The sequence below is a fragment of the Leptospira dzoumogneensis genome, from assembly GCF_004770895.1.
Taxonomy (GTDB): domain Bacteria; phylum Spirochaetota; class Leptospiria; order Leptospirales; family Leptospiraceae; genus Leptospira_B; species Leptospira_B dzoumogneensis.
Map to the genome: position 1 here is coordinate 38,408 of NZ_RQHS01000019.1, position 24,804 is coordinate 63,211.

Here is a 24,804-nt window from a genome sequence, read left to right on the forward strand (position 1 = left end):
TAAATAGCAAAAAGTGTACCTATTCCAAGTTCGTTTCCTCTTTCGGAAAAAACTCGACGTCTAAACTTATACCAGGGAGCATTCAATATGCCTCAGTTAAGATCTCGTACTTCCACCCACGGACGCAATATGGCCGGAGCCAGAGCACTCTGGAGAGCCACCGGTATGAAAGAAGGTGATTTCGGAAAACCGATCATCGCAATTGCAAACTCATTCACTCAGTTCGTTCCAGGACATGTTCATTTAAAAGACCTAGGACAAATGGTCGCAAGAGAAGTGGAGAAGGCGGGAGCCGTCGCTAAAGAATTTAATACAATCGCAGTGGATGACGGTATCGCCATGGGGCATGGCGGAATGTTATACTCTTTACCAAGCCGTGACTTGATCGCCGACTCGGTCGAGTACATGGTCAACGCTCATACTGCGGACGCGCTTATTTGTATTTCCAATTGTGATAAGATCACACCTGGAATGCTCATGGCAGCTTTACGTTTGAATATACCGACCGTATTTGTTTCCGGCGGACCAATGGAAGCCGGAAAAGTAAATTGGAATGGAGACATTCGCAAATTGGATTTGGTGGACGCAATGGTAGAAGCCGCCAACCAAAATGTTTCAGACGAACTAGTAGAACAAATAGAACGTTCCGCTTGTCCTACCTGCGGATCTTGTTCCGGAATGTTCACTGCAAACTCTATGAACTGTCTCACCGAGGCACTCGGACTTTCTCTTCCTGGGAACGGTTCCACGTTAGCCACTCATGCGGACAGAAAACAACTCTTCTTAACCGCAGGAAGATTGATCGTAGAACTTGCAAAAAGATATTATGAACAAGACGATGAGTCCGTTCTTCCTAGAAATATTGCAACACACGAAGCATTCCAAAATGCGATGAGTTTAGACGTAGCAATGGGAGGATCCACAAACACAGTTCTACATATTCTTGCGGCCGCCCACGAAGCAGGGATCAATTTCAAAATGCATGATATAGATCTCATCTCCAGAAGAGTTCCTTGCGTTTGTAAAGTTGCTCCTGCTACTCAAAAATATCATATGGAAGATGTTCATAGAGCAGGCGGAGTGATCGGTATTCTTTCCGAGTTGGACAGAGCCGGACTAATCAATAGAGATGTTCCTACTGTTCATTCTTCTACATTAGGAAAAGCTTTGGAAGAATGGGATATCGTTCGTCAGAACGCAAACTCAAAAGCATACGCATTATTCTCCGCAGCACCTGGTGGAATCCCGACAACGGAAGCATTCTCCCAAGACAAACGTTGGCCTGAACTAGACTTAGATAGAGCAAACGGTTGTATCCGAGATGTGGAACATGCGTATTCCCAAGACGGAGGACTTGCAGTCCTTTACGGAAACATCGCACCTGAAGGTTGTATCGTGAAAACCGCAGGAGTAGACGAGTCCATTTGGAAATTCAAAGGCAAAGCCAGAGTTATGGAAAGCCAAGAAGAAGCTGTGGCAAAAATCCTTGGTAACGAAGTGGTAGAAGGCGACGTAGTTGTGATCCGCTACGAAGGTCCAAAAGGTGGCCCCGGAATGCAGGAAATGTTATACCCTACTTCTTATCTGAAATCCAAAGGTTTAGGAAAAGCATGTGCACTTCTAACCGATGGAAGATTTTCCGGAGGAACTTCCGGGCTTTCTATAGGACATGTTTCTCCGGAAGCGGCGGCAGGCGGAGTCATCGGTCTGGTAGAAGAGGGTGATATCATCGAAATAGATATTCCTGACAGATCCATTCACTTAAGAGTGAGTGACGCGGAACTTTCAGATCGCAGAGATAGAATGAACGATAAAGGAAAAGATGCTTGGAAACCTAAGTCCAGAAAAAGAACGGTTTCCGCGGCACTCAGAGCTTATGCTGCTTTGACAACATCCGCTCATACGGGTGCAGTTCGAGATGTAAGCCAAGTAGAACATCAATAAATATTCGATCTCATTAAAACTCGAAGCCCGGTTTTAATGAGACAGAACTATTCCTTTAGTAAGGGAATCGTAAAATAATAAAAGCCGATGTCCGATAAAAAGACTGGAAACCGATCTTAAAAAAGAGTATCTTCTACTTATGTCGAAAATTGCCCTCACTCTCCCCTCTGTACAAACTCCCTCTGAACTGATGGATTTCCTGAAAAAGGAATCGGATAATCCGAATTTCGATCTTTGGCTGGACCAATTGTCCGAAAGAGCAAGATCCGGAGACAAACTGGTTTGGAGCTTTTTATACCAAGCGATCAGAGAGGCGGATTCGGGCAGATTGTCCTGGGGATTTCACAAAAGACTTCTTTCCGGGATCTTTCATATGCTTTCCCGGATCGGTGATTCTCAATCTTATAGATTATTCATTAATTATGTTAAGTCTTTGGACAGGACTATTCCGACCGGCGCTTTGGAACTAATCGGAGATTTGATCCCTACATTCAAAGAAATTGATATAGATGAGATCATCTCTATTTCCTCTTTAAACGATCCTTTCAAATCAGCATTCGGGATCTATGCATTGGCTCAGATCGTTTTGGAAGACCGTATTCCTGAGGAAAAGATAGAACAAGTAAAATCTTTCTTAAGAGATTATCATAATCCGAGCTATTACTTGGATCATCTTGTGGAAAGAACTCTCGAGTTTTTGGAAAGGGACAATTCCGATATTCTGGCTTTCGTGGAACAGCTCGCCAGCTAAATTACTCGAGCCAGCTTGTTCAAAAATCCGATTTTGCTCCGGCGACCGCGGATAAGAAGAAGGTCCGTTCAATAAAAAAAGGAAGTCTTTCGACTTCCTTTTTTTATTCTTCAGGTTTTGAGAAGAAGTTTAAGCAGAGTATTGGTCCATTAGAGATTTTGCAATTACTCTAAGAGCCATAACTTCTTCCGCGCCTTCAAAGATGGAGAATACACGAGCATCCACGAAATAGCGAGAAACTGCGTATTCTTCCGCGTATCCCATTCCACCGTGGATCTGCATAGCTTCTCTTGTCACCCACTCGGCAACTTTAGAAGCATAGAACTTGATCAAAGTTGCTTCCATTTGTCCTTTATGGTCGTCTAAAAGTTTTGCTACAGTATTAGTGAACTGGCGGGAAGCCTGAACGATCATCGCCATACGAGCGATCTTATATTTAGTCAGGTTATAATCGAAGATTGGTTTTTGGAAAACTTGTCTCTCTTGAGCGTAACGAAGACCTGCTTCTAAAGCCGCTTGCATCACACCGTTTGCACGAGCTGCAGTTTGGATCCTTCCGCCTGAGAAACCTTCCATTTGGAAATAGAATCCTTTTCCTCTTCCAGCTTCTCCTCCGATCAGGTTCTCTTCCGGAACAAAATAGTCTTCGAAAGAAACTTCGAAAGAGTGCATACCGCGGTAACCGATGGTTCCGATCGCTTTACCGGAAATTCTTCCGCCGCCGTCTTGTTTATAATCGAATTCATGACCGGTGAAGCTTGGCTTCTCCGCAAGAACGATAGAAAGACCTTTGTGTTTTAACTCGGGATCGGTTTCCGTTCTTACAAGTATAAGAAGAAGGTTTGCATATCCCGCAAAAGTACACCAGGTTTTAACACCGTTGATGGACCAGCCTCCGTCCACTTTTTTAGCGGTTACGGAAACTCCGGCAACATCCGAACCGTAATTAGGTTCTGTTACCATTATACCACCCATCTTCTCTCCGGAAGCGATCAAAGGAAGCCACTTCTCTTTTTGAGCGTCGGTCCCGCCTTTTAATAATGCTTTAGAAAGGATTTCTGGACGAGTGATCAAAGATCCTGCGATCCCCAAAGATCCTCTGGAAAGTTCTTCAGTAACAACAAGCATGGAAATATTATCCGCTTTATCGTTAGGCTGTAATCCACCGTAAGTTTCAGGAATACAAAGACCGAAACATCCCATGTCTCTTAAACCTTGGATAATCTCTTCTGGAACGATATCATCGTGGCGGTGAACATGCTCCGCTTTAGGAGCTACCACTTCTTCCGCGAATTGTTTGAAAGTTTGGCGGAACATTTCGTGGTCTTCGCTCAGACCATAAGCTCCGAAACTTCCGGAAGAAGCGATCAAGTCGGCGATATGATTATAGTTTTCGATCGCACTGGATTCTTCTAAGAATTTGTTAGTAGAATCGTCGAATAATTTAGAAACCAGTTCTTGTGTCGAAATTCCATACTCGGAAGCTCTGGAACTGAACTCACTGCGGATATGAGAAACGGCCTCTGCAGCAAAAACCTGAGCCATCAATTTTTCAAGCTCACCTGTTCCGAGAGAATCGTTCCAAGCGTAATCGATGAAGTTTTCCGCGATCTTTTGTTCGGAGGTCAACCAAGCGATTTGGTATTGTACGAATTGGTTTTGGTCCATTTTGGAAACGGAAACTTTTCCATTGGAGCTGCATTTAGCCGCCAGGGCCTTGGTTACTTGTTCGATTATTGCTGAAGACTTGCTTAAAGCCTGTTTTGCCGCCGAAGAGTCCGTCGGAGCTTTCGTTGCCATCATTTGTTCCTACCGATTATTGGGAATATTACTCAAAATACTATAACCTGGGGCCGTTTCGGCCTGTCATTTAAGTTTTTGAACCAAAGTCTCGGGAAGAAATGAGACAGAATCAAGGAAGAACGGGCCTTCTTCCCTCCAATGGAAGCCTGTAGGAGTTCCTACAATCAGCTAATGTGATTTTTTGAAAGTGGAGGAAAATTTATTTTAGTTGGTTTTAATTCTGTTCTTGGTTCTTCACCAGAGAAGATCTGATCTTTAGCAGGTTATTCCGGATCCTTCTTTTTTGGTCATCAGTCAGATGGATCTCTTTTCTTTCCGCTCGATCCAAAACCAAACTTGCCTTTTCCACAAACTCAACAGCCGCGTCACTCGCAGATTCTCTCTTTTGCTGCTTTTCTTTAAAGAGATCCAAAGCCTTCTGGACCTCTTTAAGTTGTTCAGTGACCGAAACGATTTCTTCTACAGGGGAACTCATGATTACACTCCTCTATTCGTAAAGAACGTCGATGTACTTTTTCTTAGCTTCGGCATGTTCTTTAAAACTTTTAGAGAAGTAATGGAATCCGTCCGGTTTTAATAAGAAGAATAGATACTCGGTCTTACTAGGCATTAGCGCCGCTTCCAAAGAAGGTTGTCCCGGATTGGAAATTGGACCAGGCGGATATCCTTTATTCATATAAGTATTATAAGGAGAAACGATCTTCAGATCTTTTTCAAAAATACGAGGATGTGGTTTATCAAATAGATATTGGATGGTAGCACAAGACTCCAAAGGAATATCCTGCTTCAGACGATTTAAGAATACGCCCGCCATCAAAGGTCTTTCTTCATTCTTCTTAGCTTCTCTCTCTACCACGGAAGCAAGTACAACGATCTCATGTAGTTTTTTAGGATCTAATTCCTTAGCGCCCGGGACCTTCTCCAATCTAACATAAAATCTTTTGATCATCATTCTCGCGATCTTATCCACGGGAAAATTCACTGGAACACTATAAGTCTCCGGAAACAGATAACCTTCCGCATTATTTGCAGGAATTTTAAATTCTCTTAATAATTCGGTTCTGGAGGCGGCATTCAGAAAGTCCGCTCTGGATTTAATTAAGTTTTTCTTAACTAGTAGATCTCCGATCTGGCGGTTATTATACCCTTCCGGAACCGTAAAAGTAACAAGTTTTACTTTTCCTTCTGTGATCACTTGCAGGATCTTACGTGCGTCCATGCCATCGTTGATCTCGTAAAGACCTGCTTTGATCTTTCCTGCGGACCTGGTTGCCTTAATTAGAAAAAGGAAATATTTAGAGGATTTTAATAATCCGTTCTTGGAAAGATTTTCAGTAACTTCGGAAGGAGAATCGCCGGGCTCTACGATGATGTCCACTTTTACCTGGCCGGCACCTACCGCTCCCCCTTTGATATCATCCACAACAAAGAAGGCTATAATTCCCAAAAGGACAAGTATGCCTAATAAAACAATGGATCTTCTCACAAATGTATTTTTAAAAATCATAACCGCATCTGCCTCGTATTTCTATCGGCGAAATTTCCTTTTTACGGAACCTCTACTTCCCTAAAAAAGGGATCTCCGGAACTAAGTTTTTAGTCCCAGTTCTATCCTGCTCTCTGAAAAAACAGGAATAATACCCTTCGTGACAGGCTGCACCTTCCTGTTCCACTTCGTACACAACAAAACTTCCGTCCTTTGGGGCTAAGATCCTTTTCAACTTTTGGATATGTCCGGAAGTATCTCCTTTTCTCCAAATCTGGTTCCTGGATCTGCTGAAATAAATTCCCATGGATTCTTTTTTGCTCAGCTCTAAACTTTCTAAATTGGAGAATGCCTGCATCAAAAAGAGACCCTTCTCATCTTTAGTGATCACAGGGATCAAATCATTGGAAAATTGGAGGCCGTCGAAATCGGAGATCTCCACCAATTCCTTCTCTGCAAAGTCGGGATGAGAAATAAGTACGGTGTCTTCGTCGCAGTCTATAAAAGTTTTCACGTTAGTCGGAATATCATTGCGGAGAAGGTCCCATTCTGCTTGGGTCATCCTTCTCAATTCCGAAATTTTTCCGGGTTGTCCCCCGGCCCAAATAATAGTAAGCATTCTTTTCCTACATAAACCAAGGACCGACCGTAACCGTCAAGAAAGGTGAGACCTTGAAAATCCTCCAAGGCCTCGACCTAGTAAGGATGTTATGCCGCTTCTTTTTCTCTCCTATCTCCGAAGCTGTCGAATCGGACCTCGTCCGCTATTACTTTGACCTTAGAACGGGATTGGCCTTCTTGATTTTTCCATCGGTCCTGTTTTAAATGGCCGATTACTGTTACCTTTTTTCCTTTTTTAAGATATTCAGAACAATTTTCAGCCAGCCTTTCCCAGACTTCCACGTCCACATAGGAAACATCGGATTCTTCTCCTTCTGTCCTTTTGTAGTTATGGTTTACTGCCACTGTAAAATTTGTGACTGACTTTCCAGCCTGGGTCTTCTTTAAATCCGGATCAGCGGTTAAATAACCGTCCAGAACCGTAAGTGATAGATTTTTCATAAACATTCTCCTCCTGGGGGAATATAGGAGCTACGTGTAGTAGAATGTTTACTTTGCTTGTGATTTTTTTGGATTTAACGGACCTTCTCTCGGAATTTTGATTCCGCGAGATCCCCTTTCGGGTGTTTAGAAAGAGAGGTGACGGGCCCAAAAACTCGGGCCCGATCTATTTATTCTTCTAGAGTGGAGAGGTAAGATTCGCCTTCTAAAATGGAAGATACACCAAGATAATATTCATCTTCAGTGTTGATTTGTCCGGCAAAAGAATACCAGCCGATAGAAATGCCCAAGAGGAGAGCGGCCGCTACCGCTAATACATTTCTGATCGGGAATTGAACCAGCTTTTTAGAACTTTCTTCTTTTGTGTATCTGTCGATCACACAAGAAGCTAAATTCTTGGACCAGTTCGGATCCGATTTCCTTTTTTCGATCTCTTCCTTCATTGGCAGACAATCTTTTAATATTTTCCCCATACTTCTCCTCCTTCTCTTTTTTCGGAGTTCTGCATTCTTCGCAACATTTCCTTTCCTCTAGCCGCCCTGGATTTTACCGTTCCGGCAGGAACTCCCAGAACTTCGGCGATCTCTTTTTCGGAATATCCGGAAAGATAATATTGGATCACACTTCTATACGCTTCCGGTAAATTTCCGATCCAAATTTTCGCTTTTTCCCAAGTAGGAAGATCTTCTCTGTCCTCCGGTAGTTCTTTTTCAAAAGCGAAACTTCTGGAATCTTCTTCCGATCTTTTTCCGGCCTTCTCCGCCTTGGTTTCTTCTCTTACCAGATTTTCATTCATACGAATGGATTCATTTCTGGCAATCGTGTACAACCAAGTGGTCAGCTTAGAGTCTCCTCTGAATTGACCTTTTTGTAATGCCTTATAAGCGCGAAGATATGTTTCCTGTGCGACATCGTCTATCGCATATGCAAAGCGTTCATACAAGTAACGGGAGACCGCCGCTAAGACGATCTCCCTGGTATCTTCTACGAAGCGGGAAAATTCTGCCTCTCCCATTTTACCTCCGAAAGACTTAGGAGATTAATCCTCGTCTTCCTTATCGAATTTACTCTGGAACTTAAGGATTAGATCCGCCAGTTTCCCTCTTTGTTCGGGAGTTAATACCGCGTGGAATTCCACTGCCTTTTTGGTGAAAAATACTCTAAGAGCTGCTATCTTTTTCTCTCTTTCTTCGCCCAATTTGTTCCATTTTTCAGGATTCAATTTGTCTGCACGAAGTTCATCTACTGCTTCCTTAGGGAAGAAGTGTCCGCCCATCTTTAGCTCTTTACGTTTTGCAAGCACGTCCTCTTTAATTTTATCAAGGGTCGCAGCTTGTGCATCAGTTAAATCCAATTCTGATTTAAGTTTTTTGACGATATAATTGGCTCTTTTCTCATGAGACATCCATTTATGATGGCATCCTTGAGTCAGTAGGGCGGTAGTCCCCAGCACCAACAAAATCGCGGTTATTTTTGTAATTTTGCGAAACATTCATTTCTCCTCTTTATGCTCCTGGGACCGGAGCCTAAAAAGTCGGTTCCCAAAAATTAAGAAGAAAGTATAAGAATATCTTCTTCCTTGATCTCATATTTGGAGGCCAGACGGGTCACGAGAGAGCCTAGGATCTCCTGGGCTTTTTTATGGTAATAGAACTCTTCTCCCACTTCGATGAAAAATTTGCGCACTCCTGGGAGTTCTTTTAGTATAAACGCGATCTCTTGGGCGATCTTCTCCGCATTTTTTTGGAAAGGACAGCCTATCAGTTTTACTCCATTTCCATAAGATACGTTTTGGGTCCTTTCAATGGAAAATGGATATTTCTTTTTATCCACGATCAGTTCTTCAGGGATCTTGAGAACGGAGATTATTTTTTGTAAAAGTTTTTCAGGATCGAAAGGTTTGAGAATATAACCTACGAGCTGCTTGCTATGGGCGGCAGCCACCACATCTTCTTTTTCATTACTTGCAGTTAAAAAGACAATCGGGGTATTTTTGTTCAGATCCGGGACCTTACTTGCCAGGCGGACGCCGGAAAGCACAGGCATCATATTATCCAAAAGGATAAAATCATATTTGGTTTTTCTTAATTTGAGCTCCGCAGCCATTCCGTCCACGACATGGTCCACTTCGAAATTGAACCTTTCCAAAAAATGAATGAGCAACTCGGCAGAACTTTCGTTATCTTCCGCAAATAAGATCTTAAAGAAAGAATGCACCATAAAATCCGAAACTTTTCCTTAATATTCGCTCGCGACCTTAGGAGAAGGCCGACATAAAACTTTATTCTTCGTAAATTATCCGTTTTTATAATGTTTGCGTCGACGATAAAACTTTGGCGGAATTACCCGGAAAATAAAAAAACGGGACCCCGAATTCTCGAAGATCCCGTTTTTAAGTTAAAGTGGAAAGTATACTAGATTATCTTCCGGCTTCCCAGTATCCTTCCGAGTATTGGTCGGTAAGATTTGCCCATACTTCCGAAACTCCCTTAGCGGTTTTTGCCTCTTGGAGTTTTTTATTCTCATATGGAGTTACAGGAGAGGAGAAGTTCCAGCCTCTGGCGGAACATGCGCTCTTTCCATTCGCCCAATTTCCGGAAGCATCTGTGATTGCCCAGTTGCCGCTTCCGTCTTTACAAGCATAACGATAGCTGTTGGAACATTTATTATCATTCCAACGTCCGCTTCCTACGATCTGTAAGCAGTCTTCCGCTCCACCATAATCGTTAGGCTCCGCATTATCCCAGGACCAAATTCCTTGCTTTGCGAAATCAGGGCTAAATTGGTCGATCCCGAATACGCTGATACCGCAAGCCAACATTTGAGCTATATTATCGTTTGTGAATACTCCACTTTCTTTTACGCCGTCATAGACGCCGAAGTAGTTGGTGCTATCGTTGAAAACACGGGTCATAGTGTTATCGTATACGTTTCTGGACCAATTACAGCTAGGATAACCTTGGAATGCTTTCGGGCTGATCGTATTGCTTCCGAAGAAGATCCTTTTTGAGTATTGGTTCCAGGCTCCGTCGTAACAACCATTGCTCATCATCAGGATCCTTCTGTTAGAAGAAACCATGTCTTTGAGCTTAGGCATATTTGCAGCGTTTGGAATGTCTCCGCAGGAACCGCTGTATCTGTATAGATAAGGATCCAGGTAACTTCTTACTATTCCTAAGAACTCATCCTGTCTTCCATCCAGATAGTCCTCGAAATAAAGTACCAGAACTTCGTTCCTGTTTTGAGGAGAAGAAATCCAGTTGCGGATCTCTTCGAGTCCTTTGCTCGCAGGACGATCGAATACGTTACATCCAAGATCGTTGGATTGAGCGTGGCAAAGCAAGAAATCGTTTTTGAAATTTGTGCTTAGATAATAATGAATATCTAATTCTATAAACCTAGCTCCCAATCTCAACTGGTCGGTAATAGAGACTTGTTGGTTCGGGAAAGCGTAAGAAAAGAAAGGTCCCGCATACGCTTTGCTATTATAAGAGTTATGTGTGCCGTAAAATAAAGCCTTGTGCACCGGCAGGTTTGCCGCTACTTGCACTTGTCTTTGCACAGCGAGTGATTTTGCTTCCGCAGACTTTTCGAATATATCGATCGGACTTTCAGTTACCGCTCCCCTGCTTGCAAATAAACTAGTCGAAGACAAGCTTATCAACAAAACGGTAAGCATGATTAATTTTCTCTTCATATTTCCATTCACCTTTTTACTTCTGTGGATGCATAATATTTCGAAGGCTTAACTTGTAACAAGCTTCTTCTTATAAGCGGCTTATATATGTTTATTTTTATGAAGAACGATCGTTATTTATAATTTAGTAATGAATTAGTATGACTACAAACAAACAGAGTTAAGTGAGTAGTCGCTCATATATTATATTTATTTAATATATTTACAAGAAATTCCAGACCATAACCCCCTATAGAACCGCTCGATTTTGTTTTTCTTTGAATTTAAGGACTGAAAACAACTTGTTTCATTGGAAGAAGGTCCCCAAAATGCGAAACATGCCTGCTAAGAAGAAGTCCCCAAAAAAGACCAGCTCTTCCCCTAAACAAGGGATCAAATACGAGGACAAATCCCCAGGACAACCGGAACTAGTTCCAATTTTTAATGAGATCAAGAAGTTACTGAAGCCCTATATAAAGGGAAGTATCAAAGAAAGAGGAGATTCAAAAGGCCAATACGGTTTGATCAGCGAGATGGAAATCGAAGTAAACGGCAAAAAGAAGCCGGAAGTTTATTTCGCAGGTATACTCGTTCAAAAAGGATATGTAGGATTTTATTTTATGCCTGTGTATTCAGAGCCCGAATTAAAAAAAGTTTTCCAACCGGAACTTCTGAAATGTTTAAAAGGCAAAAGTTGTTTTTATATAAAGAAGAAGGATCCAATCATTCTTTCTCAAATCGAAGACTCCTTAAAAATAGGATACGACGATTATAAGAAGAAGGGCTGGGTAAAATAAAACCCTTACTTACCTAAAAAGATCTTTAGAAAGTATTCTCTCAATTCGGGAGAGGGCATAATCTGATAATGAGATAATCCTTTTAAGATCTTTACTCTAGTTTCCGGATTCGACTTCTTACGAAATATAGAATCGCTAAAAAGAGTAAGACTCGGTTTTTCTACGATCCCGTCTCCGATCCAAGAAGACCAGTCCCCTTCTTCTTCCGAAACAAAACTGTAGATCTGATAGGCATCCACCTCATCCAGTTCTCCGAAATATTTATCTTTTCCGTATCTGCCTAGATGTGTTCCTTCTTTCCAATCTTCTTCCCGTATAATTCCGTGAGAAAGATCCTTCATTGCTTCACTTCTTTGGTTTCCTATATAACCTACTAGTTGCACAGGAAACACCGGTAAAGCTTCTGCTCCAAGGCCCAGCCAGAATCCTACCTTTTCAATATAGGAACCTCCGTCCGGAGAACTAATAAATAATACTTTTTGAATATTAGAAGAAATTGGATTTCCTTCTTTTTTAGAAGAATAGAGAGCGCTTCTAAAAACGAGTCCGCCCTGGCTATAAGTCACCACGTCGAATTTTTTCTTTTTTAGTTCAGGATCTTCCAGGACCTTTCTCACCAACTCTAAAAGTTTAGATCCATTCTCTGAAATATGAGCGCCCGGATTGAACCTAAGATAAAACGGATAATAATTTTCTTTAATCAAAATTTCGGAGAAGGAAGGTTCTCCATTCTTGATCCAAAGCCCTTCGTCACAGAATAATCCTGGCACACAAAGGATCGGTTTTTTAGATCCTGATCTTTTCCAATCCGCCAACACTTCTTCCGGACTTACATCTTTTCCATCCAAACGAAAGGATGCTTGGATCTCAGAAGTAGTGATCATTCCTGCGAAAGATTCTCCCACTACGCTGGAAACGGAAATGTTCTCGAATACCTTTCTTTGGATCAAAGATTCTGTTTCGCTCAATGCTTCCAATGCGGTATGCATTGCTTGCGCAGTGGATTCGAAAGCTCTGGATAGACCTTCTTCCGTTTTACTTCCTGCTTCTCCCAAGGACTTTCCTGCATCCTTCAGGAATTCTCCAAATTTGGTCCCGTTTACTGTAGGTGTTTCTGAAATTTGGGATAAACTTTTTGCACACCATTCGAATGAACCTGTAAGTGCGGATTTAACTCCGGATAGAACCCCAAGAGAAGTATCTCTTGCGAATGAAACTGCGAATTTTCCCAACTTCATGCTGGGTTCTGTAGGTTTGTATGGCATATTTTAATTTCTTAACTTAGAAGCGCCGCCTCACTATACGTAAAAACCGCGGGCCGTCAAGGGGAAAGATAGTAGAAATCGGATATTAAGAAGCCGGACAGGCTTCTTAATTTTTAAGATTGGGATCAGCAGGCAAGTTGGACGAAGCTGATCGCGTCTGACTTGCTGAACTCTTCCTCTTCTTCTACAAATCCTAAGAACAAAGCTTGTGCTCTCATTCTTGCAATATGAGCAGAAGGATAATCCATCACACAAAGTGTTTGTTTGCCCAAGAAATCTTTCTCTTCTCCGAGAGAGAGTATAGGTTCGCTTGATTTGCGGACACCGGCATTCCCGCCGAAATCCAAGATCAATCTATAAGCTTTTTCCCCATGATCGAGAAGCAATTCGAAACCGATCACTTTACCGACTCTTAAGTCTAGATCGGCAAAAGGTTTTTCCGAAACTAAATTTGTATATTCAGTCGATTCCATTATCTAATATAACCATTCGTAGATAATTATTTGACAAAAAAATTACAGAGAAGATCCAAAAATCGTTGTTAGACTGCAGGCAAATCCAGGAAAAATCTGGTGTATTCGTTGGCAGCACTTTCGAAGGAAAGAAATCCTCCATGCTCTTTCACAATCCCAAGACTGACAGAAAGTCCTAGACCGGTTCCCTTATCCGCTCCTTTAGTAGTGAAGAACGTATTGAAGATGGATTTACCGATCTCCTGAGGAATTCCCGAACCTAAATCTTCCACAGTGATCCTGACCCAGGACTTGCCTCCGATCTCTTCCGGTTTTGCGGAAATGATCATTCTCTTATTCTCATTATATTCCGGATAACGTTGGTTCAACGCATCTATTCCGTTATTGATCAGATTCAAAAGTACCTGAAGTATCTGCCCTTCTTTACACATTACGGAAGGAAGATCAGGCTGCACGTCCAGATCCAATTGAATACGGCTCATCTTCAATCTTTGTTCCGCTATTGAGCGTGTCTTTGATATCAATGCAAAAACGCTTACGGGTTCGAAGGAAGCTTTTTCCTGTCTGGCAAATCTGAGTAGATCTTTTACCATTACGGAAATTCTTTCCCCTTCTTGTTTTATCTTAGAAGCGATCTTTTGGGCCTTATCTATATCCATTTCTCCTTTAGAGATCAATTGGGCATAATCTATGATAGCCATGATCGGGTTATTGATCTCGTGGGCCATGGCTCCCGCCAAAAATCCCATCGCTTCCACTTTCTGGCTTTGTCTGAGTTGTTCTTCTATTTCGAACTTCTCTTGTTCCGCTCTTCTTAAAGCGTGATGTTCTTCTATTTCTCGGATCGCTCTTCTTAAAGCTGGGACAAGTTTTACTAACCTGTCTTTCAGAACATAATCAGTTGCTCCTCTAGTCAGAGTTTGGATAGCCGCTTCTTCTCCGTATGTTCCGGAAACGAATATAAAAGGAGTAGTAGGACATTGTTCTTTCGCGATTGTTAATGCGGACAACCCGTCGAAATTAGGAAGAGAATAGTCCGAAAAAATAAAATCGGGCTTCTCATCTTCGATCGCCCTTAAGTATTCTTCTCTATCTTGGACATGGACAGGAATGTATTCTACTCCTCCCCTTTTCAGCTCCCTTTGGATAAGCTCTAGATCGGTAGAAGAATCTTCTAAAAAAAGGAACTTTAGCGTCTTCATGTCAATGCACCGATTTATTTAATATACACCAATATTGTCCTATTTCAGATACCGTTACAATCAGCTTTTCAAATTCAACCGGCTTAATAATATAACTGTTTACGCCTAATTTATAACTTTCTACTATATCTTTCTCTTCAGCGGAAGAAGTTAACATCACCACTGGGACCGTTCTTAATTTTTCATCGGACTTGATCTCTCTCAGCACTTCAAGACCGTCCACTTTAGGCATTTTCAGATCTAATAACACGAATAAAGGTTTTCCGCCGGATTCTCTTCCTTCGTATCTTCCCCTGCAAAACAAAAACTCTAGAGCTTCCTCTCCATCTTTGACATGGAACACCTGATTTACTAAATTATTTTTTCTGAAACCTCTTAAAGTAAGTTCTGCGTCGTTCGGATTATCCTCCGCGTAAAGTATATCATAATTTCCCGATTGATTCATTCTTCTCTATTCCTTGTTCGGTATTGTAAAATAAAATGTAGCGCCTTTTCCCGTTTTTCCTTCCGCCCAAACTTTTCCGCCATGCCTTTGTACGATCCGATCCACGATCGCAAGCCCGATCCCGGTCCCGGCAAATTCCTCGTTGGAATGTAATCTTTGGAATACTTTAAAAAGTTTATGGGAATATTGATCGTCGAAACCGACCCCATTATCTTTTACAAAGAATGTACGGTTCCCTTCTCCGCTTACGAAACCTATCTCAACGAAAGGATTTTGCGATTTGGAAGAATACTTGTATGCATTCGAGATCAGATTCAACCAAACCTGTTTCAGCATGGAAGCATCCCCTCTTACCGGAGGAAGTTCCGAAATTTCCACTATCGGACTTCTGGATCCGTATTCCTGATTGATGATCTCTATCGAATCGGAAACCATATGTTTCATATTTATTGAATCCGATTTTGGTTCCAGCTTGGACACACGATAGAATGCGAGCAGATCGTCTATCAACTGCCCCATAAATTTAGAATTGGAAGCTATAACATTCAAAAGCCTAAGAGCCTCCGGCTCTAAAACTGTGGAATAATCTTCCAGCATGATCTTAGTAAATCCGTCTATTCCTCGGATAGGGGCCCGCAAATCATGGGAAACGGAATAACTGAATGCTTCCAATTCCCGATTCGCATATTCTAATTTTCGAATATTCTCCTCGAGGTCGTGGTTTAATTGGTTTATCTGGAATTCTTTCAAATTCCTTTCGGTCACATCCAGCCATTCCACCACACTTCCTAACCTTTCTCCCGAATCGCCGATCACCGGATCGGCGCTCAGATTAAACTGCCTTCCGCCGATAGAAATGGAACTTTTATAAGAATTGGTGAATGTGGAAAGAATATGCCTTTGTTTTTCCGGATGCGCGTGAAAAGAATCTATACATGATCCGATCAAATCCTCAGGGGAAAAATCCGGATATTGGTTACGAATATTTTCCTTTGCGGCCTGGAACATATTCACTACAGAACGATTTGTATAAACCACTTTTAGATCGTTGTCCGCAATCATGATATTGCTGGAAGCACAATCCAAGGCGGACTTGATCATTAAAATTTCTTTATAAACCTTTTCTTTTTCGGAAAGTGTATGCTCCATAAGGTTATTCTTCTCAAAAAGTATATTCTCCGCCTCTATCCTACGATCAGATTCCTTCTTCAAAAATCTATATAATACGGCTAAGATGAATATATTAAAGGAGATCGATAAGAATAGGACCCAATCCGTGATCTTCTCCTTCGATTTGGAATCGTAGGCCCTTTCTGCGAGAAGTGAGATCTCTTTTTCTTTCAACTTGTCTATTGAACGATCGATCTCATTCTCTAATATTGCGTTTGCAGTCTCTTCTTCTTTGTTCTTGAATATAGAACGACCTATCTTGTGGACAAGTTCGTCTCTTTTTGTGAGTATTTTTTCCAACTCCGAAAGGCCGGTCTGTTGAGTGGAATTATCCCTGGTGATATATTTGAGTTCACCCAGTTTGAAGAATAAATTCTGATTTTCAGTTTTATAATATTCCAGGTCTTCTTTTTTCCCGGATGCTAAAAAGAGCAAAAATCGGATCTTGGTTTCTTTTACGGAAGAAGCTAAATTTTCCAATCTGGAAAGTACGCTGAAAGTATGAGATTCCCAATCTTTAGATTGGGTCAGATTCCTATTACTGATCCAAGAAGAAACGCCGATCAATAGGCCCAAAAAACCTATTCCGACAATTCCGAATCTTAGTTTAGAATCATATGAGAGCATGATGAGAAAAGCATAGATTAAAAGTTTATAATCTTTTAATTCTATTTCATGTTTGATCCGCGTATTTTAAATTTTTTGACCCCATTTTGCAAGATATTTACACAGTTTGGACAAAATTAATTTCCTAAATCGATTCCGATCGTTTAGTCACTTGATTAAGTCGCATTAGATCGAAGGATCTATATTTTATCTAATGCTTGTTTGATCTTTACGACCTGAGAATTTTCCGGCTCCAGTCTTTGAGCTTCTCTTAAAAGATGTTTTGCTCTTTCATAATTTCTTAAAGCAATTGAGATCCTAGTCAAATTGATCAAATTTCTAACATGATCAGGTTCTCTTAAGAGTAATCTTTCGCCGAAATCCTGGGCTTTTTGGAATTGTCTGGCTCTTCTCGCTACGTAAGAGGCAATAAATAGTATTTCTTTATCCACTGGACGAATATTCAAATATTCTTCCGCAAATTGTGCAGCCTTGGAATAATTCTTTAATCGAATATGATACTTAAGTAATCCTTTTTTCACCTCAGGTAGACGATTGTCTAGTGAGTCCGCTTCTTCCAAGAAAGATAATGCTTCTTTGATATTCTTATCTTGAGATCTCTCTTTGGCTTTTCGAAGTAGTTGCCTGATCTTCTCCTTCTCTTGGATCCTTTCGATCCCGCCTTCTTCTTTGAAAGAAATTCGGACTAAAGATAAGTCGTCTGTTAGAGAACCTACTTTTTTTATAGATTCGTATATATTAGAAAGTTCTCCATTTCCTTCTTCTATCAACTTTAAGAAAAGTTTTTCGTTATCGTTGATGATCCTTGCACCTTCTTCGTCGTTCCCGATAAGAATATCGTCTCTTCCGTCAGAGCCTGCAATGATCACATCGCCGGGTAATAATTGGAATGTTTTCACTGAAATTTTTCCATCCATTCCGGTGGTTCCCAATTTTCTAAACATGAGATCTTGTTCTATAAAGTCAGCTTTTCCATCTCGATAAAGCGCGGTCCAAGGATGTTCCGCATTAATATAATATAATGTTCCGGAATCTTCATCGATCAGTCCGATCACAGAAGATACAAGCATCGAACCTTCGAAACTTTCGAATACCTTATGCAATTCTATAAATGCGTTTTTCAGCCATCTTTCCGGAGACTGTTCTTTCATAGATCCTACGATCCGAGTTCTTTCTATAATGGATTCGCAGACTGCTCCTAAAACTAAGGCCCCTCCCGCTCCTTGCATAGATTTCCCCATTGCATCCGCATTCAAGAATACTATATAACGTTGACCTCTGAGAGTTATTTGGTTGGAAATATTCATATCTCCGCCGATCTCGTCGTTAAATCTTCGGAAGCTGAATTTTTTCTTTTGTTCTATCAGAAAGTCTACTTTAACGTTTTCGGATGAAGCCTTGTTTGCCCCTAAAGGTTTAATTAGAAGCGAGGTAAGAAAATAGTCCCCGTCCTGCTGTTGTTTGAGTTCCTTCACTTCCTCCAAAGTTTTTTCCAGTTCTTTTGTTCTATCTTTTACTTTCTCTTCCAGTTCGTCTGCGTATTGCTCGAGTCTTTTTCTGGCGGCTTGGATACTTCTCGCCATTTTATTGAATGATCTGGCGATAAATCCGATCTCGTCCTCCACTCTAGGAGTCAGCCTATATTCCAAATTGCCTGAATTTACTTCGGTTAACCCTACGACCACTTCGTCCATAGGGACTACGATCGCATTTTGGAAGAAGAACCTAAATCCTATAACGATCACGAAGAATGTCAGGACCATAGAGGCCACTAAGATAAAACTAGGATCATGATGGAATATTCTATAATCCTTATATTCGAATCCTACCTCGTATATTTTTCCACTCGGGTTCGGAGCAAAATAATAAGAAAGATACATTACAGGCTTTGGATCGGAAGGAGAATAGATCCTTGTGCCTCGATAGATCCTTTCTCCCACAAAATGGATTGGAGCCAGAGAATTCAGCACGATCTTAGAGACTTGCTCGGCGGATCTATCCGAATTTACCGCTTGGATTGCGGATTGTTTTACATAAGCTAAGGTGTCGGATAATCCTACATCTGCAGAAACAAGCAATCCTTCGATGGATTTTTGCTTCTTACGATCAGGAAGCCTGGAGTATTTATTTCGGATAATATTCAGTTTTCCGTATATTCCCCGAAAATAATCCTCCATATCGGAGTCTTTTACTGTTTCATTATTCTTTGACCTTAGAAAAGCACGAATACCGGCAGCATAGGCTTTAAAGTCGTTCGGAGAAGTTTCTAAGATCTTTTCCGTTCTTTCTAATCTTTCTTTCGCGGGCAAACTTCCTATATTAGAGATCTTTTGTTTTTCCCTGAAGAAACGGACTTCTAACTCGTCTTCTTTTTTAAATCTAGAGTCTTTATTTCCTCTTTCCGATCGGAACTCATTCTTTTCCGGATCGTAAGAAACTATATATGCCAGGCCTTGCGGATCTTTTTGTTCCTGAACCGCGATAGAGCTGTCCCTTCTTTTCATTTCATCGTAAGTTCTTTCATACCCGTTCAGGATAGAATAACCTACCAATTGATAACATACGAAGAATGTAGCTAAAGATACTCCGATGATACGGTTTAAGATCGTAGTTCTTTCTTTAGTAGCGTTCACATACACGATCATGATCAAAAACATTCCAGTAACCATTCCAAGATTAAAGGATTGTTGGTATGTTGCGCGTGCTACCGTTCCGTTTCGACTAAGTGCATTTAAAATTCCCGGAACCACTGTGATCACAGCATAGCTCAGAAGAATATAAATTACGGATCTTCTCTCTTTTCCCGTTTCTATGACCGCTTTCCAAATCCCGATCACAAGATAACATACTTCGTAGAATAAGATTATATATATGAAATAACTGTAAAATACATGGACTTCATAGTCCCAATAATGACTCCCAGGAACAAAAGATCTAGGAGCATCCCAACAAATGAAAACGTAATATCCGGTGACTACTAATACTCCTAGATAAAGAAGCCAATAGAAGATCAAACCCGGTAAGATCCCTTTCTTTCTAGGTTCGGGAAAATAGATGAAGAATCCTACTAATTGGGTAAAACTCATCAACGGTCCTGCAACTGCGATGACCCTATGAAAAATTGTGCCTTCTTCGAAGGAAATAAATCCCCAGAAATATCCTATATTATGAAAAACGGTGGTTAAAGCGCAGACTCCTAAATGAAAAGCAGCCATACTTCTTTCTTTGATCGTAAGAAAGAAGAAGCCGGCATATAAGAAGTACAGAACGATTAAGATCGAACCGAAGGAGTAGAAGTTAAAAAATAACGGATCCATTGATTGGTATAGAAAAGTAAGTCCCGGAAGCTTAGAGTAACGATCCGACTCGGATCAAGCGTAATTTATTTCCAAAATTTTGTAGGACTTCTTAGATTTGTCGGAATTCCAACATAAATTATTTAAGCTTCTTTACACGCTTTACTTCTTTGCATAAAGCACGTTCTAAAAAGGAATCTACTTGACCCAGGAATCGAAAAACAGAAGCTTACTGGAAATATCGGCCAACTATTCTTCTCCGATTCATGCAAACATCTTCCAACAACAAACTTCCACTTTATATACTTTTCCCGATCTTATTCTGCTTAGCATATCTATTAGCTAATCCAGGGTTCTTTAACCAACCTTACCAGGAAACTGGAGATTATGCAGCCAATGCTCTTCAGATCTGGAAGGCAGGAAAATTAGAAGAAAGTTTAGGGGCATATTCCCGCTTTTTAGTAAATCATCCCGGGCCTATCGTATTCTATTATCTGGCTCTTGCAGAAAAGATATTCTTCTTCGTGAAATCTCCTCATGGAGCGCACTCGATCGGGATCGTTCTTTATAATCTTTTTTTCCTTCTGATCGGTTTAAGAATTCTTTATTCAAAAGTAGAAGAGAACAGATCTACAGTTCTATTATTTGCATCTTTGGTTTTAGGATTAATTCCTCTTTTACCGAATGCATTTTCAAACATCTGGGGACCTGGAGTAGTTCTTTTACCAACCTTGGTTTTAATCCTCTCCTTAGCTGATTTTTCAAACGGTTCTATCCGGAATTTTTTCTGGTTTGTAGTTTGTGCGAATATAATTGTCCAAAACCAGATCGTTGGGATCTCTTTTATAGTTCCGATGTTTTTAGTCGGATGTTTTTATTTTTATAGAAACAAAGGGCTTTCTCAATACAAAACGAAAGAGTTCGGATTCAGTATTCTATTTGCGATACTATTTACGATTATCTGTTGGACCCCTCCACTCATTGAACAATTTACGAATACTCCGGGAAACTTAAGTAAGATAATAGGACTAGCTCTTAAGAATTCCACCTTTCATAAATTAGGTCCTACCCTACAGTATGTTCTCTCTTATTACGTTTCTCCGCTGAGTATTCCAAAACAGGTCCCTGCACTTTTAATTGTGGGTTTATTGTTCGGAATTCCTAGTTTCTGGAAAGATAAATTACAAGAATTTGATAGATCCTTGCTCAGAATATTGATTTGGGCATTCTTTATCACACTATTCGGCGCATTCAAGATGAAGGGAGGCCAGATCTCCCATATCTATTGGTTCACTTATGTTTTAGCGGGAATTCTTTATTATCTGAACCTAAAGGTCATTCTATCCAAATTTGAATTCCCTAATACTAGGAACTTCCTAATCTATTCCATTTCCATAATATTTCTCTGTATTGCCATTTACGGCAAAAATACGGAATTTGAATACGATGATAGGCCTGAAAAATTCGTAACGGCTATCTCTCCTCAAAAAGAAACCAAATATAGAATTCGCTGGAAATCCGATCCTAAAGATTTCGGACAAGGGGATCTTAGTTTAGGAATTCTTCTCAGATTAACTAGAGAAGGATATAATTCCTGCCTAAATGAAGAATGGCATTTTTTAGTTCCAAAATCTTTCCGATGCGCCGACTCGGAACCTGCGATTACGATCACATTAGAAACACCGGAAAAAGAAAGTGAGGAGTTCCAAATCCTGAACAAGAACTCCTTTCACTATAAATCCACAATAGTAAGGATCATTGAATGAAAGAATATTTCCTGGGAATTTTCAGACCTGACGAAAGGGAAATCGCACCTTTTAACGGGGCAAGAACCTTGGGTTTTTTTATGCTGATCTACGGTCATATGTACCGCACTGTTTATACCTTTATTCCGGATATAGACCCCTATTTAAGGAACTTTTTAAATAACGGATCCGTATGTTTAGATCTATTCTTCCCATTAAGCGGATTTCTGATCGCAAGCCCTTTGTTCGCCGAATTAGAATCCAAGGGCACAATTAACTGGAAGTTTTTCTATTTAAAACGTTCCTTAAGAATATTTCCTCCATTTTATATTTTTCTAATTTTACAATATTTCATATTTATCCCGATTATTTTAAAAAGCACTCCTCCCGAATTTGCAGCTCAGATCGAAGCGGCTAAAAGTAAGATCTGGTTCGACTTTTTATATCTTTCCGACTATTTTAAAGGAACCATGTTCCACGGTTGGTCTCTCTCTTTAGAGGAACAATTCTATATAGCTTTTCCGATCTTTCTTTTAGTTATTTTCAGATATGTTCCTAAACGTTTTAGATTAGGATTTTTGATCCTTCTGACCTCTATTCCTTTGATCTACCGTGCAATCTTTATGTATACAGTGATCTTAAAGACCACAGGTTCTGAAAGTGTAGATCTGTACAATGGATACATCTATTATCCGTTCCACGGACATATAGATTCGGTCCTTTATGGGATTATATTCGCATATATATTCAATTTTCATAAATCATGGGTCGAAAAGGCGCTTCAATTAGGACCTTGGGCAAATTATTTGCACGCAGGACTTTGGATCGGACTTTTTACTTATACTGCATTGGTAGATGAATTCAAAATGGGATTCCATCAGATCATTCGTTTTCCAAGTTTCGCCCTGCTTTGGATCGGAATTTTTATTCTCTCTATGAGAAAAGGAGATCCTATCGGAAAATTCCTTTCTTGGAAAGGATTCTCTCCCTTTGCAAAATTATCATACTGTGCTTACATTATCCATATCGTAGTGATGACACCTCTCTCCAGAAGGTTACTTTTTGCGGATAAAAAATTAGAGCAGCATGAATTCTTACTCTATACCATTCCGGTTGGACTCGCAGTTTTCTTCTTCGCGTATTTTTATCATTTGATCACTGAAAAACCGTTTGCAATCCTCAAAGATAAATTGATCGCAAAATACAAAGTTAAGATGACCTCCCAAGTTTTCAGCGAACAATTACGGAAGGTTTCTCAATCTTAAATTAGAACGAAGGCTTGAGATATCTCAACTAATAGGGACATAAACGAAGCTTTTTCGGGAGAAATTCCCCGAAAAAGTCCCATTCTCTTCTTTTTCTAAAATTATTCGCGAAGAAGATGCAAAGAAGTTCGTGAAAGGCCGTTTTTTGCTTGCTATAAAAAAATCGAATATGCACACAAGGTTCGTTACCCACATGGAAATAACGGTTCAAGGCGACATCCACATCATCAAAATTTCCGGATCCATTCTGCAATCCGACAGCGAGGAACTGGACCGCAACCTGAGCGACCATAATTTCGAACCTTCTCCTAAGATCATAATCGATCTTACAGAGGTGAGTCATATTTGCTCAACTGCGTTGGGGATCCTAGTCTCCTACAAAAAAAAGTTCAACTCAGCAGAAGGTGATATCATCATCGTAGTTAACGACGATGATCTTCTCCAATTATTCGAGATCACAATGTTGGACAAAGTGTTCAAAGTTCTTCCCACTATAGAAGATGCTTTTGACGAGTTCAAATTGGGAAATTGAAATCCCTTTCTTTAGCCTCCAATAATTCCCATAAAGTTCGCGAAATTCGAGCCATCCTTTCTCCTTTAGGGTTCACCTTATCCACCCCGAAGGAGTTAGGGATCGATTTCGGTCCGGAAGAAACCGGAAAAACTTTTACTGAGAACGCTCTTCTCAAAGCCAGGGAATTATTCTCTCTTTCCAAACTTCCTTCCCTAGCGGACGATTCAGGAATTTGTGTAGAAGCTCTAGGTGGAGAACCTGGAGTCTATTCAGCTCGTTTTGGCGGAGAAGGTTTAGACGACGAGGGAAGAGCCAGACTTCTCCTGGAAAAAATGAAGGGAGAAAAAAACCGGAACGCAAAGTATGTATGCGTAATCGCGTTAGTCACTTCGGAAGGAGAATTTACTTTCGAAGGAGAATGCCCGGGACTGATCTCCGATACTTATGATACTAGTGGAAATGGATTCGGATATGATCCCATTTTTTATTACCCGCCCTTCTCCGCTCATTTTTCCCAAGTCTCAGATGAGAAAAAGAATTCAGTTTCTCATCGCAAGAAAGCCTTGGATGAACTCTTAAAATACCTGAAAACATATTCATAAAACTGAATATAGATTCCGAATAGATATTCCGGAATTTTTTTAATAAAAAACGCAAGCACTAAGGAAAATTGAGTACCTGAAACTGAAGAACGAGTTGCCAAACAACCGTCGGAGGTTAAAATGAAGGTGCCAATCTATAGAAAAGTTCCCGCCGGGTTAGAGAACATTTTAGGTCCGAAAGGAAGGGACGAATTTTTAGATTTTGTAAATTTCAATTGGAATTTAGGGAGTAAGATACTTTTGGAAGAATCAAGTAACCAATTCGAGAAGAGACTTACCGAGGAAGTCGGAAAAATCAAAACAGAATTATCTGAATTTAAAAATAGTACCGATCAAACTTCTACTAGCCTAAAAGGCGAAATTACAAATGTCAAAACTGAGCTTGCGATCTTTCGATCTGAATTCGAAGGGTTCAAGACGGAAGTCAGATCGGAATTTGCGGCAGTTAGATCTGAGATCAAATCCGAGATCGCAATTTGTAAATTCGAACTCAGAACGGAAATGACCGAAATGAAATTGGAATTAAAAGAGGAAATGCATTCCGGATTTTTAGGAGTTTATAAAGAAATCGCTAAAATCCACCAGTTGATATCAACTCAAACAAAATGGATCTTAGCGACCGGCGTTTCTATAACAGTATTTATGCCGATATTAATGAAACTTCTGGATAAATATATCTGA

At 40.5% G+C, this 24,804-nt stretch carries 24 protein-coding genes; 8 read left to right on the forward strand and 16 right to left on the reverse strand.

All coding sequences use genetic code 11. From position 1 onward, the window contains the following. Positions 1 to 87 precede the first annotated feature (87 nt). Positions 88 to 1,944 carry a dihydroxy-acid dehydratase gene (gene ilvD / locus EHR06_RS13805; RefSeq protein WP_135757542.1) on the forward strand — a complete coding sequence of 619 codons (1,857 nt, stop codon included), beginning with the start codon at positions 88 to 90 and terminating at the stop codon, positions 1,942 to 1,944. 139 nt (positions 1,945 to 2,083) lie between these two features. Further along, positions 2,084 to 2,695: a hypothetical protein gene (locus tag EHR06_RS13810; protein WP_024863946.1), complete on the forward strand. Its 612-nt coding sequence runs from the start codon at positions 2,084 to 2,086 to the stop codon at positions 2,693 to 2,695. Between the two features lie 129 nt (positions 2,696 to 2,824). Here EHR06_RS13810 and EHR06_RS13815 read toward each other — a convergent pair whose 3' ends face one another. The 10 genes from EHR06_RS13815 to EHR06_RS13860 form a co-directional block, all read right to left on the reverse strand. After that, a complete protein-coding gene (locus tag EHR06_RS13815; protein ID WP_135758054.1) occupies positions 2,825 to 4,495 on the reverse strand; it encodes an acyl-CoA dehydrogenase family protein in 1,671 nt (556 codons plus the stop codon). Positions 4,496 to 4,712: 217 nt separating this feature from the next. Continuing rightward, complete coding sequence (locus tag EHR06_RS13820) at positions 4,713 to 4,973, reverse strand: hypothetical protein (protein ID WP_135757543.1); 261 nt, start codon at positions 4,971 to 4,973, stop codon at positions 4,713 to 4,715. A gap of 12 nt (positions 4,974 to 4,985) precedes the next feature. Continuing rightward, positions 4,986 to 6,005, reverse strand: coding sequence for an endolytic transglycosylase MltG (gene mltG, locus EHR06_RS13825; RefSeq protein ID WP_135757544.1), 1,020 nt, complete (start codon positions 6,003 to 6,005; stop codon positions 4,986 to 4,988). Between the two features lie 52 nt (positions 6,006 to 6,057). After that, positions 6,058 to 6,603, reverse strand: coding sequence for a phosphoribosyl-AMP cyclohydrolase (locus EHR06_RS13830; RefSeq protein ID WP_135757545.1), 546 nt, complete (start codon positions 6,601 to 6,603; stop codon positions 6,058 to 6,060). An 89-nt stretch (positions 6,604 to 6,692) separates the two neighbouring features. After that, positions 6,693 to 7,046, reverse strand: coding sequence for a single-stranded DNA-binding protein (locus EHR06_RS13835; RefSeq protein WP_135757546.1), 354 nt, complete (start codon positions 7,044 to 7,046; stop codon positions 6,693 to 6,695). A 170-nt stretch (positions 7,047 to 7,216) separates the two neighbouring features. After that, on the reverse strand, positions 7,217 to 7,519 hold the full coding sequence (locus tag EHR06_RS13840) for a hypothetical protein (RefSeq protein WP_135757547.1): 303 nt from the start codon (positions 7,517 to 7,519) through the stop codon (positions 7,217 to 7,219). Further along, positions 7,504 to 8,061 (reverse strand): RNA polymerase sigma factor, encoded by a 558-nt coding sequence (locus EHR06_RS13845; protein WP_135757548.1) that lies wholly within the window; start codon positions 8,059 to 8,061, stop codon positions 7,504 to 7,506. Before EHR06_RS13845 ends, EHR06_RS13840 begins: the two co-directional genes overlap by 16 nt. Positions 8,062 to 8,085: 24 nt before the next feature. Then, on the reverse strand, positions 8,086 to 8,538 hold the full coding sequence (locus EHR06_RS13850; protein ID WP_208757796.1) for a Spy/CpxP family protein refolding chaperone: 453 nt from the start codon (positions 8,536 to 8,538) through the stop codon (positions 8,086 to 8,088). A 56-nt stretch (positions 8,539 to 8,594) separates the two neighbouring features. Further along, the gene (locus EHR06_RS13855; RefSeq protein WP_135757549.1) at positions 8,595 to 9,266 is read right to left on the reverse strand and encodes a response regulator; all 672 of its coding nucleotides are present in this window, start codon (positions 9,264 to 9,266) and stop codon (positions 8,595 to 8,597) included. A 199-nt stretch (positions 9,267 to 9,465) separates the two neighbouring features. Further along, positions 9,466 to 10,743 carry a phosphoinositide-specific phospholipase C-related protein gene (locus EHR06_RS13860; protein ID WP_208757797.1) on the reverse strand — a complete coding sequence of 426 codons (1,278 nt, stop codon included), beginning with the start codon at positions 10,741 to 10,743 and terminating at the stop codon, positions 9,466 to 9,468. Between the two features lie 308 nt (positions 10,744 to 11,051). On the opposite strand from EHR06_RS13860, the gene EHR06_RS13865 reads away from it, so the two are divergent. Further along, positions 11,052 to 11,519, forward strand: coding sequence for a DUF1801 domain-containing protein (locus tag EHR06_RS13865; RefSeq protein ID WP_244288601.1), 468 nt, complete (start codon positions 11,052 to 11,054; stop codon positions 11,517 to 11,519). A 5-nt stretch (positions 11,520 to 11,524) separates the two neighbouring features. Here the strand turns inward: EHR06_RS13865 and EHR06_RS13870 are convergent, their stop codons facing one another. The 6 genes from EHR06_RS13870 to EHR06_RS13895 form a co-directional block, all read right to left on the reverse strand. Beyond that, positions 11,525 to 12,757, reverse strand: coding sequence for an esterase/lipase family protein (locus EHR06_RS13870; protein WP_135757551.1), 1,233 nt, complete (start codon positions 12,755 to 12,757; stop codon positions 11,525 to 11,527). Positions 12,758 to 12,909: 152 nt separating this feature from the next. Beyond that, positions 12,910 to 13,257 carry a CsaA family protein gene (locus EHR06_RS13875; protein ID WP_244288602.1) on the reverse strand — a complete coding sequence of 116 codons (348 nt, stop codon included), beginning with the start codon at positions 13,255 to 13,257 and terminating at the stop codon, positions 12,910 to 12,912. Between the two features lie 68 nt (positions 13,258 to 13,325). Further along, the gene (lvrB, locus tag EHR06_RS13880) at positions 13,326 to 14,459 is read right to left on the reverse strand and encodes a hybrid histidine kinase/response regulator LvrB (RefSeq protein ID WP_135757553.1); all 1,134 of its coding nucleotides are present in this window, start codon (positions 14,457 to 14,459) and stop codon (positions 13,326 to 13,328) included. A gap of 1 nt (position 14,460) precedes the next feature. Next, positions 14,461 to 14,904, reverse strand: coding sequence for a response regulator (locus EHR06_RS13885; protein ID WP_135627602.1), 444 nt, complete (start codon positions 14,902 to 14,904; stop codon positions 14,461 to 14,463). 6 nt (positions 14,905 to 14,910) lie between these two features. Then, positions 14,911 to 16,650: an ATP-binding protein gene (locus tag EHR06_RS13890; protein ID WP_244288603.1), complete on the reverse strand. Its 1,740-nt coding sequence runs from the start codon at positions 16,648 to 16,650 to the stop codon at positions 14,911 to 14,913. A gap of 230 nt (positions 16,651 to 16,880) precedes the next feature. Beyond that, on the reverse strand, positions 16,881 to 20,018 hold the full coding sequence (locus tag EHR06_RS13895) for a SpoIIE family protein phosphatase (RefSeq protein WP_135757555.1): 3,138 nt from the start codon (positions 20,016 to 20,018) through the stop codon (positions 16,881 to 16,883). A 245-nt stretch (positions 20,019 to 20,263) separates the two neighbouring features. Between EHR06_RS13895 and EHR06_RS13900 the strand changes: the two genes are divergently transcribed. The 5 genes from EHR06_RS13900 (at position 20,264) to EHR06_RS13920 (ending at position 24,804) form a co-directional block, all read left to right on the forward strand. Further along, positions 20,264 to 21,763 carry a hypothetical protein gene (locus EHR06_RS13900; RefSeq protein ID WP_135757556.1) on the forward strand — a complete coding sequence of 500 codons (1,500 nt, stop codon included), beginning with the start codon at positions 20,264 to 20,266 and terminating at the stop codon, positions 21,761 to 21,763. After that, a complete protein-coding gene (locus EHR06_RS13905; protein WP_135757557.1) occupies positions 21,760 to 23,007 on the forward strand; it encodes an acyltransferase family protein in 1,248 nt (415 codons plus the stop codon). The genes EHR06_RS13900 and EHR06_RS13905 overlap by 4 nt, the downstream gene beginning before the upstream one ends. 193 nt (positions 23,008 to 23,200) lie before the next feature. Then, the gene (locus EHR06_RS13910) at positions 23,201 to 23,539 is read left to right on the forward strand and encodes an STAS domain-containing protein (protein WP_010514772.1); all 339 of its coding nucleotides are present in this window, start codon (positions 23,201 to 23,203) and stop codon (positions 23,537 to 23,539) included. After that, positions 23,536 to 24,123, forward strand: a complete 588-nt coding sequence (gene rdgB, locus EHR06_RS13915) for an RdgB/HAM1 family non-canonical purine NTP pyrophosphatase (protein WP_135757558.1) — start codon at positions 23,536 to 23,538, stop codon at positions 24,121 to 24,123. The genes EHR06_RS13910 and rdgB overlap by 4 nt, the downstream gene beginning before the upstream one ends. 120 nt (positions 24,124 to 24,243) lie before the next feature. Continuing rightward, positions 24,244 to 24,804: an LA_3696 family protein gene (locus EHR06_RS13920; protein WP_135757559.1), complete on the forward strand. Its 561-nt coding sequence runs from the start codon at positions 24,244 to 24,246 to the stop codon at positions 24,802 to 24,804.

Excerpts from the sequence above, each read along its gene's own strand:
- ilvD (WP_135757542.1), top strand. The coding sequence starts at position 88 with ATGCCTCAGTTAAGATCTCGTACTTCCACCCACGGACGCAATATGGCC.
- EHR06_RS13810 (WP_024863946.1), top strand. The coding sequence starts at position 2,084 with ATGTCGAAAATTGCCCTCACTCTCCCCTCTGTACAAACTCCCTCTGAA.
- EHR06_RS13815 (WP_135758054.1), bottom strand. The coding sequence starts at position 4,495 with ATGGCAACGAAAGCTCCGACGGACTCTTCGGCGGCAAAACAGGCTTTA.
- EHR06_RS13820 (WP_135757543.1), bottom strand. The coding sequence starts at position 4,973 with ATGAGTTCCCCTGTAGAAGAAATCGTTTCGGTCACTGAACAACTTAAA.
- mltG (WP_135757544.1), bottom strand. The coding sequence starts at position 6,005 with ATGATTTTTAAAAATACATTTGTGAGAAGATCCATTGTTTTATTAGGC.
- EHR06_RS13830 (WP_135757545.1), bottom strand. The coding sequence starts at position 6,603 with ATGCTTACTATTATTTGGGCCGGGGGACAACCCGGAAAAATTTCGGAA.
- EHR06_RS13835 (WP_135757546.1), bottom strand. The coding sequence starts at position 7,046 with ATGAAAAATCTATCACTTACGGTTCTGGACGGTTATTTAACCGCTGAT.
- EHR06_RS13840 (WP_135757547.1), bottom strand. The coding sequence starts at position 7,519 with ATGGGGAAAATATTAAAAGATTGTCTGCCAATGAAGGAAGAGATCGAA.
- EHR06_RS13845 (WP_135757548.1), bottom strand. The coding sequence starts at position 8,061 with ATGGGAGAGGCAGAATTTTCCCGCTTCGTAGAAGATACCAGGGAGATC.
- EHR06_RS13850 (WP_208757796.1), bottom strand. The coding sequence starts at position 8,538 with ATGTTTCGCAAAATTACAAAAATAACCGCGATTTTGTTGGTGCTGGGG.
- EHR06_RS13855 (WP_135757549.1), bottom strand. The coding sequence starts at position 9,266 with ATGGTGCATTCTTTCTTTAAGATCTTATTTGCGGAAGATAACGAAAGT.
- EHR06_RS13860 (WP_208757797.1), bottom strand. The coding sequence starts at position 10,743 with ATGAAGAGAAAATTAATCATGCTTACCGTTTTGTTGATAAGCTTGTCT.
- EHR06_RS13865 (WP_244288601.1), top strand. The coding sequence starts at position 11,052 with ATGCGAAACATGCCTGCTAAGAAGAAGTCCCCAAAAAAGACCAGCTCT.
- EHR06_RS13870 (WP_135757551.1), bottom strand. The coding sequence starts at position 12,757 with ATGAAGTTGGGAAAATTCGCAGTTTCATTCGCAAGAGATACTTCTCTT.
- EHR06_RS13875 (WP_244288602.1), bottom strand. The coding sequence starts at position 13,257 with ATGGAATCGACTGAATATACAAATTTAGTTTCGGAAAAACCTTTTGCC.
- lvrB (WP_135757553.1), bottom strand. The coding sequence starts at position 14,459 with ATGAAGACGCTAAAGTTCCTTTTTTTAGAAGATTCTTCTACCGATCTA.
- EHR06_RS13885 (WP_135627602.1), bottom strand. The coding sequence starts at position 14,904 with ATGAATCAATCGGGAAATTATGATATACTTTACGCGGAGGATAATCCG.
- EHR06_RS13895 (WP_135757555.1), bottom strand. The coding sequence starts at position 20,018 with ATGGATCCGTTATTTTTTAACTTCTACTCCTTCGGTTCGATCTTAATC.
- EHR06_RS13900 (WP_135757556.1), top strand. The coding sequence starts at position 20,264 with ATGCAAACATCTTCCAACAACAAACTTCCACTTTATATACTTTTCCCG.
- EHR06_RS13905 (WP_135757557.1), top strand. The coding sequence starts at position 21,760 with ATGAAAGAATATTTCCTGGGAATTTTCAGACCTGACGAAAGGGAAATC.
- EHR06_RS13910 (WP_010514772.1), top strand. The coding sequence starts at position 23,201 with ATGGAAATAACGGTTCAAGGCGACATCCACATCATCAAAATTTCCGGA.
- EHR06_RS13920 (WP_135757559.1), top strand. The coding sequence starts at position 24,244 with ATGAAGGTGCCAATCTATAGAAAAGTTCCCGCCGGGTTAGAGAACATT.